Source organism: Arenibacter hampyeongensis (genome assembly GCF_002909255.1).
GTDB lineage: Bacteria > Bacteroidota > Bacteroidia > Flavobacteriales > Flavobacteriaceae > Arenibacter > Arenibacter hampyeongensis.
Window position 1 is genome coordinate 60,387 of the sequence record NZ_PIOB01000012.1, and the last position, 12,754, is coordinate 73,140.

Sequence of the window (12,754 nt, forward strand, 5' to 3'; positions counted from 1 at the left end):
TGCCTATATTTTGAAAACATATACGTGCTGGCAAAATTAATTGTTGTGTCGCTCCATTTTTTTTAAGACGGTACAATGTTTAATTAATTGATTTTATTACATTTAAGGGAGTTTATTTCCCAGCGAAGAATATGCTTACCCATTTGTAATATGCTTAACTACCAGTCGAAACTAATATTAAACAATTACCATGACATATCTTAAAACGCTATTGTGCCTCGGAATTTTTGCGCTGTTATTATCCAATTGTGGAAACCGAAAATCTGCTGATACTTCGGCCGATCAGCCAGAGAATATACAATTAACGAACACCGAAGATACCGATTGGGAGTACCCATTTAATGGAAAGACCTTGGATGGCTGGAAAAAAATGGGAGGCGATGCTACCTATCATGTTGAAGGCGATATGATTGTGGGTACTACTGCACCCGTAACCGATACCAGCAATACTTTTTTGGTAACCAATAAATTCTACGATAATTTTGTTTTGGAATATGAAGTAATTATGGACGCTGCTCCGAATAATTACCATAATTCCGGCGTACAGATCAGAAGTAATAGTTTTCCCGATTTTTATAATGGATTGGTCCATGGTTATCAGGTGGAAATAGATTTGGATACCACCGCGCGAAGTGGAGGAATCTATGACGAAGGCCGGCGAGGCTGGGTACACGATTTAAGTGCTAATCCTGCTGCAAAAAAGGCCTTTAAGCTTGTGGAATGGAATTCCTTTAGAGTCGTGGCCGATGGTCCTTCGATCAAAACTTGGGTGAACGGGGTACCCGCTGCCGATTATGTAGATTCCATGACGGCTACGGGCTTCATTGGCCTACAGGTGCACGCCACGGACAGTGAAAAACCACTACATGTAAAATGGAGAAATATACGCGTTAAACCTTTGTAGGCCGTTGTATATCCTCTACAACCACTAGGGCCAAGTTTCCATTTTACCATTCCTGGCACAGCTTACAACTACCATTATAGGCAGTTTTGGGTGAGGTAAAATATAAAATATCTGAATTTTTTTATCATTCAATTATTTTACTCCCTTTTGTGAAAGCTGATCCAATCCAGGTAGATTTCCTCATGGATATCGGGAGCTTTATCGTGAAGGAAGAAAATCTCCTGTGAACCGGAGGTTTCTTTTATTGGAATGGAAAGCTCATTTTTATTTTTGGCTTCAGGTATGTGCGTAAACCTAGCCTTGCCAATGATTTCTCCATCAGGGGAACCTGTTCTGATAGTGATAAAACATTCCGGTCCCTTATAACTATACCCAAAGGTAATGGAATCAACGGCTGTTAAATCTATATTTTTAAAGGAAATATAAGTGGATGCAAAACCCATGGACACGCCGTTGTCACCTACTTCGCTTAAGGCATCGCGTTGGGTTGAAAAGTTCTCAGCTTCCAATTTGGGGGGTTGCAGCATTTTTATTGCCGATACGGTAATGGGTTCCATTCCGGAAGCACCTAGATCTGTGTAGGAGGCCTTAAGAACATAAGTTCTATCCTCATTTTCATAGGTACTAGGGATTTCAATTATACCTTCCACTCCCATTTTTATTAGGTTTGTCTTTTCTTTGGCCAAGGATAGGATATAATCGGCCATTCTCCGCGTATCCGCTTCTGAAAACAAAGGATGGGCGCTCATACTCATGTCACCCCAAACCCCACTTCCACCAGAAATAATTTTTTCGGCAATGTAGTCCGTGGCGTCCAAATCGTCTTTATATTTTTTGGCCACCTCCAAAAATGACGGCCCTATAGCTCTCTCATTTACTTTATGGCAACTTCTGCAATCACTTTCTCCTATCAATTTTTCCCCCTGACTTTTTAATGTTCCCATACCGTTGGTGGATGGTTCCAAAGTATAGTTCCCTTTCATCCATTCCAGGCTCACCTCTACTTTTGAGGGGTCTACTTCCCCATTTGCCAAACTCCCATCCTCTTTGTCCGTTAAAAGAATGCGGTAAGGTATTTTATCCCTGTCCCAATAAAAGCTACCTCGGCTTGGCATATCTATACTTAGTTGTGGAGAATCATTGCCTGCTTTGATTTGCAGGTCCGCTGTGGCTGTAGCTCCTTCCTTATCGGTCACAGTTAGGGTAACGGTGTAAATACCAGGGTCCTTGAAAGTAAAAGTTGGATTCCACTCTGTGGATTGATCTTCTTTGGAATTAAATTTCCACTCGTATTTCAGGCTATCATCCTTGTCGTAATCTACGGTGCCTTCGCTCTTAAAGTGTACGGTAAGGGGAGTAGTACCCACGGTTTCATTGGCCGCAATTTCTATATGCGGGGGTCTATTACCAGGGATGTATTCAATTTTAATAAGTCGGGCATCTGGATTGGCCCCCCAAGTGGTTCCGAATTCCATTACATATAAGGATCCATCGGGACCAAATTGCATATCAATAGGGCTAACGAATCGAGTAGAGGGCATAAAATCCTCGATTTTTATGAGTGCACCATTTTTATCAATCCTGACTACCTTTATCCAGCCACGCATCCAATCATAAATAAAAAGGGCTTTGTCATAATAAGAAGGAAACTTGATCTTGGAATCATTCTCTGATTTATAATGATATACGGGGCCGGCCATGGCCGTTCGTCCTCCTTCACCCAATTCGGGAAATTCCTCCGAAGCGGCATAGGGATACCATATAAGTGCAGGCTTGGCCGGTGGAAGTATTTTCTTTCCAGTATTGTTGGGGGAGGTATTCTCAGGTTTGTTAGCATTAAAAAGATTGCCTGCCTTTTCAGTGTCATAATCATATTTTGAATAGGCCAAGTTATTGGCAATGAAATAGGGCCACCCGAAAAATCCCCCTTCTGTGGTGGCATTGATCTCGTCGTAACCTCTAGGGCCTCTGGGGATATCTGCATAGGCATCCGGGCCAACCTCTCCCCAATACAGGGTATTGGTTTCTGCATCAACGGATATCCTAAATGGGTTTCTACAGCCCATAACATAAATTTCAGGGAGGGCTAGGGAATCGTTTTTTTCAAATAGATTTCCCTTGGGGATGCTATAAGTACCATCATCCTCTGGGTGTATTCTCAATATTTTCCCTCTATAATCCATCGTATTGGCAGAAGTCCTCTGAGTATCGTAATTTTTTCTACCGGGGCGTTCATCCAAGGGTGCATAAGGGTTAAGGAAACCAGGATGTGTATTTTCGCCTATGGATATATATAAATTTCCGGCCCCATCAAATGCCAGGGAACCACCAATATGCCGCATATGTTGATTGGGTGCCTTTAGCAGTACTTTCTCCGAGGACATATCCAGGGTATCATTGTTTACTGTGAAGCGCGAAATCACCTGATTAGAGGTGGGATCTTCAAAACGAATTTCTGGGTCTTTATAGACTTCCCCACATGGCATATCCATAAAGTTGGACACCGTACGGTTTACATACAACCAACCATTGCTCTCAAAATCCGGGTCTAGCGTCATTCCGATCAATCCTTCCTCACCGCAACTAAACACCTTCAATTGCCCAACAATGGATACTGAATTTGAATTGGGATCATAAACTTTTATGGTACCTATATCCTCGGCAAAATATACTTTACCATTATAGGCAACGGATAGGGCCGTAGGATCCATAGTTTCCTCAGTAAGCACAACTTTTCTAAATCGGTGTTCATCCGGTATCTCTACTGTTTCCAATGGGCTGTGGCAAAAACTGAGCGTTGCGCCCAAGGAGCCGAGCAACATTGCCTTGATCGAAAACTTACCAATGGCTTTTAAGTTTTGGGTAAGTGTTATTGGACAACAGGGAATCACTTTTGAGTCTTGGTTTTAAAATTTTTAGTTACTGTGGCTTAAATTAATATGTTGGATAATGACTTGGTTGTTAAAGCCATTTCTTTTTTCTAAAATAAATCAACATTCCAATGGCAATAACAATGATAACGCCCCACATGATAAAATAGCTATACTTATAATGTATAATGTAGTTCGGGAACCACATCAAAGTTGGTTCCATAAATTCCGGCGATAAAGGTCAGTGGTATAAAGATAACAGAGAATACCGTCAGGAATTTCATGATATCGTTCAACTTACTACTTATGGTAGTATGATAAATGTTTAATTGGTCGGACAGTATTTCCCTGTAACTATCGGAGGAATCACTGGCATGGTTAATATTGTCCTGTAGTTCCTTAAAATGCATTTCGGTACTTTCCGTAATATAATCCGATTCCATTTTGGCAAGGCTCAATATTACTTCCTTGGCAGGTTTAATATTTTTTCTCAAGAAATTCAACTCCCGTTTATAGGAATTAATTTCCCCAATAATCTCTTGTCTAGGTTCCAGGAGCAGGCTTTCTTCAAGGGTTTCAATTTTTTCTCCCAATACCCCGATGATGTAAATATAGTTGTCAATTACAATATCCAGCAAGGCAAATAACAGGTAATCCGTGCCACCGTTTCTAATCCTTCTTTTTTGCTTTCGAATGCGTTCCCTAACAGGTTCAAAGACATCGCCCTTGGTTTCTTGAAAGGATATTAGGATAGATTCGGTCAAAATTAAACTTAGATTTTCGACATTTATGGCATCGGAGTTTGGTTGCTGCTGCAACATTTTTATGGATATATAAATGCAATTGTCGTATTCCTTGATCGTTGGCCTCGCCTGGGTATTCATGACATCGGCCAAAACGAGTTTATCAAAGCTAAATTCATTGGCAATTCCTTCAATTATACCCGTATTGTGCAGACCATCGATATTAAACCAGGTTACGGTGTCTTTTTCCTGATATTTTATGACCTCTTTTACCGTCTTAATGGTTTCCTCAGCTAAACTATTGGCATCAAAATCGATTATGCGTAGCAGTACTTCATTAATTTTCTTTTCTCCTCGGAATATGAGTTCATCCGGAGAAACTCCAATTTCTTCTTTAGATTTTTTTAAGAATCTGGCCATGTTCATTGTTTTTTTACGCACAACATTTATTGTTAGTTTGGCGGTTGCCCACTAAGTGGGATTTAAACTCTTCGCAGCTTGCCCGTTCTGTTCAGGCGGGCCTGCCCGTTCTGTTTAGACGGGCGTTAAAAAGTTATCGGTAGTTTCCATCCGATGCTTGATGGGCCTGTCCTGAGGCAATTGACTATATGCCCCAATTATTCATTTTTTGGTATTATTTCTGTGTGGCCCGACTTAAAGTGCAGGTCCATTTGTGGAAATGGTATTACGATCTTGTTTTCAATGAATTTTCGATTAATAATTTTTCTAATATCACTTTTTACTTTTTCAATTCTAAACACGTTTTCGCTAAAAAACAACACTTCAAAATCCAATGAGGAGTTTCCGAAATTCATGAAGCGTCCCTCTATTAATTTATCATCATCATAATCTGGATGTTCCAAAACACTTTCCTCCAATATTTTTATAACTAGATCAACATCACTTCCATAAGCTACCCCAACATTGATTCTAAATCGGGTCTTTTTTTTCTGGTGGCTCCAATTTATTACTTTGTTGGTGGTGATCAAAGAATTTGGGATGATTATAGCAATATCGTTCCTGTTCAGGCCCTTGGAAGTTCTTAACCCAATTTCTTGAATCTCTACAATATCACCGTCTATTTCAAGAATGTCGTTTATTTTGATCGATTTCTCGGAAAGTAATATTATTCCAGAAATAATATCGTTAAAAGTTTGCTGTAATCCCAGTCCAACCCCAACCAACAAGGCAGCGGAACCTGCTATTAGTATGGTAACCTTGATACCTACGGATTCCAAAATAAAGCCAAAGGCAATAACCCATATCACATATTTTATAATTTGATAAAGCGCATAAGTATTTCCCTTATCAAGATGTAGCCCCTTATATCGGCGGAATAGTGCTTTTTTAATTAAATTCAGTAATACCTTGGTGGTTAGGGATATTAGAAGTATGACTACCAGGGTATACACTTTTACTTTGTAATCCCCAATGCTAAGAAGATCAAAATCCAATATTTTACTTAGTGTTTCCATTTCAATTTTTTGGACCCCCGTTTGCCTTTCCAAAATTAATTCCGCTTTTTCAGGGGAGGGTAGGAGCGTTGGTGTTTTCTTTTGAAATATAGTGAAATCCCCTGAATTTTTCTTCTAAAATATGGAGGATTGGGACAGCTAAATTTAATCTTAGGTAAATCCGTTGTCCGTTATAAAACATATAAACATCCTTTTTTTACCATGGCGGAACAGGGGTCCTGAATCTTAATTGTTGGTTTTGTTTTTTGAACCGACAATAAATTTTGGATAACACGGATGAATTGAATTCAGATACAAACAAGTTTTGAAACTGTCTTTGATGGCATTTGTTCTTAAGATTATTGCTCAAGTCCGGAGCAATAATTCTCTTGGCCACGGCAACATCAATGTAGGCTTCCAAATCCCTGAGTGAGATCACCTTATAATTGTGGTCCCAGAGGTACTGCAAATATTCCATAAACAGTTCGGGTGGTGTATTTACCCAGGGGTGCTCAATATCGGGTACCCCGTGAAGGGTAAGCACCACAATTTTACCATTTTTGGCTAGGCCCATGGAAGACATAATTTCATTTTTGTTTTCAGAATCAGTTGCCCAACTGGGTATTAGATAGGGATGGTCAACTAAAGGATCATAGGTCCTGCTACCTCCTGCTCGCGCAAAGGCGTATTCTTTTTTCAGTAGAAATTCCAAGGCGAGGGCATTTAATCCATAGCCGGGATAGGCAAAGTTTTTAGGTTCGGCAATTCCCAGGGAATCGCATTTATTTTCAATGTATTCCAACTCGGCATTAAATTCCATTTGGGAGAGTTTGCCAACATTGGCATGGGTGCGGGTGTGATTGGCAACTTCAAATCCCATTTTATCCAAAGCCTTGATCTGTCTCCAATTCATGTATAGCGTACTGTCCTTATGGTTCGGGGGGAATTCGCACACAAAAAAAGTAGCGCCAAAACCGAACTCTTTTAGCATTGGGGCTACAACAGAATATTGACTCGCCGGAGCATCATCAAAGGTGAGTACCACCAGTTTATCCGGTATTTCTTGTTTTAAGATTTGCGAATGCCCGAATAAAAAAAGATTTAGGACAATTAGGACTAGGATGTTTTTTAACATTAAAAATTATGGTTTGATTAAATTTAGGAAATGCTGTTCAGTATCCAGGCCTATTCAATTATACCAAACAGCATAACGCTCACGTCTTAATTCCAAGGCCAGACCTTCCTCTATTTCCAATGCTTCGGCCCTGGTCAATACAGGATCTATATGATTGTAAAGGCTGGGCCTTAAATAAAGGCCGTACTTTTCAACTATGTTGGAGGATAACTTGTGGCCCTTCCTGTTTCTGTAGCCAGTCTTATGTTGTTCAAAACGCTCCTTTGGAAGCTTGGAGGTCATGCCCACATAAAGGCATTCCAACACTCCGTTGAACTGGGGATTGGCAGCCCTAAACTTTGCATTTTCAGTAAAAACGCGCTTGGATAATTCCACAACATAAACTCGGTACAGTGCTTTGGCCATGGTTGATCTTAAAAATATGAGCTTAAACTAAGCAAAAATGATATAATTTTAATGACAAATTATTAGTATTCCTCCAATAAGACCAATTTTTTTCCGAATTTAGATAGGATTAAATGCAAATCAAAAAAATAGTAAACAATCAAAAGCAATCTTAACCATGAAAAAAGAACCAAACAAACCCCTACCAATTACACGCAGATCTTTTATCAGTAAAACGGGAGTGGCCGCTGCCGGAATTACCATTCTCCCGAGCAACGTAATTTCGGGACTGGGACATAAGGCTCCCAGTGATAAATTGAATATTGTTGGAGTAGGAGTGGGAAGTATGGGGTTTGGCAACCTTAAAAATTTACAGAGCGAAAATATTGTAGGGCTCTGTGATGTGGATTGGAATTATGCCAAAGATTGTTTCGATCACTTTCCCAAAGCTAAGAAATATAAGGATTTTAGGGTGATGTTCGATGAGATGGGCAATGAATTTGATGCCGTTTTGGTGGCCACTGCCGATCATACCCATGCCATTGTAGCGGCGGAGGCCATGGTGCGAGGAAAGCATGTATATGTGCAAAAGCCACTTACGCATTCGGTATACGAATCTAGATTATTGACCAAGTTGGCTAAAAAACACAATGTGGCTACCCAGATGGGGAATCAAGGGGCTTCCGGAGAAGGAGTGGCCAAAACCTGCGAATTAATTTGGAGCGGGGCCATTGGTGATATAACAAAAGTAGAATCCTTTACGGATAGGCCAATATGGCCACAGGGAGTTAATCCCCCAACACAGGGACAATGGGTACCTGACACCTTGGACTGGGACTTGTTTACCGGGCCGTCAGAACTAATACCATACAATCAGGTTTACCACCCATGGAATTGGCGCGGATGGTGGAATTACGGAACCGGAGCATTGGGAGATATGGCCTGCCATATTTTGCACCCCGTATTTGAGGCCCTAAAATTAGGCTATCCCACCAAAGTTCAGGGAAGTTCCTCCCTGCTGTTGAAGGACAGTGCCCCAACGGCACAGTCCGTACAAATGACATTTCCTGAACGTGGCAGGAAAGGCAAGATCAAACTGCCCGAAGTAGAGGTAAACTGGTATGACGGGGGCATTAAGCCCGACCTACCTGCCAATTGGCCCAGTGGCAAAAACCCTAACAAGTCGGGTGGAGGTACTTTCTTTTATGGTACCAAAGGAATTATACATGCTGGATGCTATGGTTTGGAACCAGAAATATTGGGTAGGGACCTGCCCAAAGTAGCAGAGACGGAGCGCCGGGTAGAGAAGGAGATGGGACTCAATTGGGGTAAAGGGGCACACGAAATGGATTGGGTAAGGGCCTGTAAGGAAAACCCGGAGAATCGTAAACCTTGTACATCCGATTTTTCAGAAGCCGGTCCCTTTAACGAAATGGTCGTAATGGGAGTACTAGCGGTTAGGTTGCAAACCCTGAATAAAATTTTGAATTGGGATGGGGAGAATATGAGATTTACCAATATAGGACAGAACGAGACCATCAAAACCGTAATCCGTGATAATTTTGTAATGAAGGACGGACGTCCAAAATTTGAAAAGGAATGGACAGAACCATATTCTGCCAGTGAGTTTGCCGCCGAATTAATAAAGCATACCTATAGGGAGGGTTGGAAATTACCGGATATGCCTGCATAGAAAGGAAATTTTTTAATATATGGAAAAGGGAATGGGCGAAAGTTGGTTCCCTTTTTTTATGGAATGCAGTTTCTTGAAGGCAGTATTCAGTATTCAGTAGCAGTAAACAGTGATCGGTATTCAGTAGGCAGTATTCAGTTGGCAGTAGCAGTAAACAGTGATCAGTATTCAGTAGGCAGTATGTAGTAAGCAGTATTCAATAGGCAGTGATCGGTAAGTAGTGGTCAGTAGCCAAAGTTTAGTGACTGGAGTCAAGACATAAAAATGTAATATCTAGGTTCTAACTGCGCAGGGTACCAGATTCTCCTCTTATTGTCCAACCCTCTAGGTCCTTAAACTAAGATCCCAACAGGGATGTCTCTGCCCAACATTTTTAATGCCAATACCAATTATTTGCTCCTTTTTCAATTTTTTTAACCAATAAATTGGTTATCTTTAGGAGGCTGGAGGTCAAGTTAATATGACCTATAACATTTCATAAACCTGTATTTTTAACCAGCTTTGACCAATTTTCAGCTCTCCCATCCTAAAACAGATTAATTATGCCATTATTTATGGATCGACATTACATTAAAGGGGCTACACCTGAAGAGGTGGCAAAAGCGCATCATGAAGATATGAAAATCCAATCGAGGCATCATTGCAAGGCATTGACCTATTGGCACGATGAAGAAAAAGGCATGGCTTTTTGTCTCGTTGAAGCCCCATCAGCAGCTGCCGTACGAGGAATGCATAAAGAAGCACATGGTCTTATACCCAACCAGATCATTGAGGTGGACGGATCGGCGGTAGCCCAATTTCTGGGTAGGGTTATAGACCCCGAAAAGGAGGATGGTAAACCCATGACCGAGAGTCCATTTAGGGCAATTATGTTCATTGATATGGTGAGTTCCACGGATATTACCCAGGCCTTGGGAGATGTTAGGGCCCTAGACCTTGTACATTCCTATAGAAATGTGGTAAGAAAGGCCCTTGTTGATCATGGGGGACGTGAAGTGGATAGGGCGGGAGATGGCTTCCTGACAAGTTTCAGGTCAGCTTATACGGCTTCGGTCTGTGCGGTGGAAATACAGCGCCAATTATCTAAATACAATGAATCCCGTGAAGATGGGATTTTGCTTCAGGCAAGAATAGGTATCGGGGCAGGAGAGCCGGTACAGGATGGTGATGCACTTTTTGGCTCCACAGTTAATCTCGTTGCACGTATCTGTAGTTATGGCAATTCGGGTCAAATTATTAGCGCGAAAGTGGTAAAAGACCTTTGCATTGGTAAAGACATTTCCTTTAAATCACTTGGCCCTCAGAGGCTAAAGGGCTTTGATGAGCCGATCGATCTGGAACTTATTGAATGGTGAGAGGCTGTTCAGCAGTAAACAGTTTTCAGTAATCCGTTGGCAGTTGGCAGTGATCAGTAAACAGTTGGAAGTCGGCAATAGCTGAAACAATGAACAATTAGCAATAAACAATGCTTATGTTCAATGTCCAAAAGTTTAAAGTTGTCACTTCGAGCCTGCTTGCCGGCGCTCAGGTGATTCAATAGAGGAGGATTGTATAGAGAAGGGCTTATATAGAACAGTGTTCAGGGATTATCATAATCCGTAGACAAGGAGCCAATAGTATGGAACCAAGAGTCTGGAGACAAGAATCAAGAAAAAAAAGTCTAGTATCTAGTTTCTAGTAGTGAAGCGGTCTAGTTTCTGATTCCTTAGTCAGTAGACAAAAGGCAAGAGCCATTAGCCAATAGTATGGAACCAAGAGTCTGGAGACAAGAATCAAGACAAAAAAGTCTAGTATCTAGTTTCTAGTAGTGAAGCGGTCTAGTTTCTACTTCCGTAATGGCACCTGGAACAGTAATCAATTTACCTTACCGGGTTTTGGAAACTTCCTCATTGGGGAATATCGCTTATAGCTATCAAATATTTCCGTATTTGGACCTACAATACGCGGGTCATTGGATTTTTTCAGTTCGCTCAATAGTTCCGCATTTAAAGCCTCTTCAATTTTATGGAAGTAAGGTGTTCCCGATAAATTTTTTAAACAGGAAGGATCTTGCTGAACATTGTAAAGTTCAAATTCAGGACGTTTTTCAACTGCTAAATCGAAAAAAGGCACAATGTCGTCTTCCTTATGATGCTCTATTAAATAAGTTTTTGTTGGGCAATCATCAATATCGGTGTAGGCACTGCCATTAATGTAGGTATTGTTTTTATCCAGGCCGTGCATAGGAAGCAATTTCAGGCTATCATTTTCCGCAAACTTTTGCGGAGCACCTGCCGGCCATCTTTCGGGTTTCATGTTCCATATAAAAAGATAATCTCCCTTTCGTACGGACCTTTGGGGATAACCCCAATTTAAATACCTGGACGAGGAGTGGCGTTCCCTGCCAGAATATGCAGTTCTTTCCATTTTTGACAATACTCCACTTTCTTTTGATTGCAACAATCTAAGGATACTTTGTCCAGTAATGGGGAGCATACCTTCAGGGGAGGTGTTGGTAATTTCAAGAATGGTAGGCGCCAAATCAATAAAACCTATGGGATCTTCCACAACTCTATTACCCGGAAATTCTTTTGGGTATCTAATAGCAAAAGGCACATGCACTCCGTATTCATAGCTATTGGCTTTCGCACGTGGGAAAGGCATACCATTATCGGCCGTTACGATTACAATGGTGTTTTCCAATTCCCCAATTTCCTCCAAATATTCCAGCATTCTGCGAAGATGCAGATCAAACCACTCTATTTCGACCGCATAATCCAAGAGATCTCCCCGTATTTCCTCATTATCGGGAAGGAATTCGGGCACATCAACATCCTCCAATTTCTTGGACATATTTTTCCAGGATCCTTTTTCATAGGTCCTATGGGGTTCATACCCTCCATACCAGAAAAAAAATGGTTTATCCTTTTTAATATTCTCTACAAAATACTTGAAATTTCCAAAGTAATTGGTTGTGTTGATCGCGTTGGCAAAGCGCTCATCGTTTTGCTCCTCATATTTAATATTACTATGCGTAACTCCTGCAGCATCGTTTTTTCGCCAAAGTGAATCCGCTTCCGAACGTGCGTATTGGAAAGGACCAACTCCTTTTCCCGTTCTTCCTGTTGCATATCCATTTTCTTCAAGCAAATCCACAAAGGGTACGTACTTCTTTAACCATGCAGAGGCATGTTGTCCGGCCTGTTCATTTTGCCAATGATGTCTGCCCGTAATAATGGCGCTTCTGGAAGGTGCGCAACCTGGAGAACCTGCATAAACGTTGGAAAAATAGACGCCCTCCCTAGCTACTCTATCAAAAGCAGGGGTTTTAACAAAGGTGGATCCTTCATAGCTAGTGTGGAAAAATGATTGGTCATCACTAATGGCAAAAAGAATATTGGGCCGGTTTGGGTTTTGAGCAGAAGTGGTAAACCCCAAACCCATATTTAATAATACCGTAAAACAAAATACTATTCTTAGGGTCATACTTTTTTATTATTCAATTCCCGCTTTACAATGGCCGCTTTGTCCAAAGCAAAATATTTGGGTTTTTGCCATTTCAAAAGTGCATCTAGACTTGGCGTAAAGCTCT

10 protein-coding genes are annotated in these 12,754 nt (G+C 41.1%); 4 read left to right on the forward strand and 6 right to left on the reverse strand.

Going from position 1 to position 12,754, the window contains the following annotated elements; all coding sequences use genetic code 11:
- Positions 1–190 precede the first annotated feature (190 nt).
- Complete coding sequence (locus CWD91_RS20440) at positions 191–904, forward strand: 3-keto-disaccharide hydrolase (RefSeq protein WP_103442837.1); 714 nt, start codon at positions 191–193, stop codon at positions 902–904.
- Positions 905–1,041: 137 nt separating this feature from the next.
- Here CWD91_RS20440 and CWD91_RS20445 read toward each other — a convergent pair whose 3' ends face one another.
- The 5 genes from CWD91_RS20445 to CWD91_RS20465 form a co-directional block, all read right to left on the reverse strand.
- Positions 1,042–3,795 carry a PQQ-dependent sugar dehydrogenase gene (locus CWD91_RS20445; protein ID WP_157943855.1) on the reverse strand — a complete coding sequence of 918 codons (2,754 nt, stop codon included), beginning with the start codon at positions 3,793–3,795 and terminating at the stop codon, positions 1,042–1,044.
- Between the two features lie 155 nt (positions 3,796–3,950).
- Positions 3,951–4,937, reverse strand: coding sequence for a magnesium/cobalt transporter CorA (gene corA / locus CWD91_RS20450; protein WP_205164672.1), 987 nt, complete (start codon positions 4,935–4,937; stop codon positions 3,951–3,953).
- Between the two features lie 197 nt (positions 4,938–5,134).
- Positions 5,135–5,992 (reverse strand): mechanosensitive ion channel family protein, encoded by an 858-nt coding sequence (locus CWD91_RS20455; RefSeq protein WP_103442839.1) that lies wholly within the window; start codon positions 5,990–5,992, stop codon positions 5,135–5,137.
- Positions 5,993–6,188: 196 nt separating this feature from the next.
- Positions 6,189–7,106: a polysaccharide deacetylase family protein gene (locus tag CWD91_RS20460; protein WP_103442840.1), complete on the reverse strand. Its 918-nt coding sequence runs from the start codon at positions 7,104–7,106 to the stop codon at positions 6,189–6,191.
- Between the two features lie 54 nt (positions 7,107–7,160).
- Positions 7,161–7,511 carry a ribose-5-phosphate isomerase gene (locus CWD91_RS20465; protein WP_103442841.1) on the reverse strand — a complete coding sequence of 117 codons (351 nt, stop codon included), beginning with the start codon at positions 7,509–7,511 and terminating at the stop codon, positions 7,161–7,163.
- 157 nt (positions 7,512–7,668) lie between these two features.
- Here CWD91_RS20465 and CWD91_RS20470 point away from each other — a divergent pair, with 157 nt between their 5' ends.
- The 3 genes from CWD91_RS20470 (at position 7,669) to CWD91_RS20475 (ending at position 10,538) form a co-directional block, all read left to right on the forward strand.
- The gene (locus CWD91_RS20470; protein WP_103442842.1) at positions 7,669–9,183 is read left to right on the forward strand and encodes a Gfo/Idh/MocA family protein; all 1,515 of its coding nucleotides are present in this window, start codon (positions 7,669–7,671) and stop codon (positions 9,181–9,183) included.
- A gap of 63 nt (positions 9,184–9,246) precedes the next feature.
- A complete protein-coding gene (locus CWD91_RS23105; RefSeq protein ID WP_262509694.1) occupies positions 9,247–9,369 on the forward strand; it encodes a hypothetical protein in 123 nt (40 codons plus the stop codon).
- Between the two features lie 356 nt (positions 9,370–9,725).
- Positions 9,726–10,538, forward strand: a complete 813-nt coding sequence (locus CWD91_RS20475) for a nickel-binding protein (protein WP_103442843.1) — start codon at positions 9,726–9,728, stop codon at positions 10,536–10,538.
- A gap of 499 nt (positions 10,539–11,037) precedes the next feature.
- Here CWD91_RS20475 and CWD91_RS20480 read toward each other — a convergent pair whose 3' ends face one another.
- Positions 11,038–12,648, reverse strand: a complete 1,611-nt coding sequence (locus tag CWD91_RS20480) for a sulfatase family protein (RefSeq protein WP_103442844.1) — start codon at positions 12,646–12,648, stop codon at positions 11,038–11,040.
- Positions 12,649–12,754 lie beyond the last annotated feature (106 nt).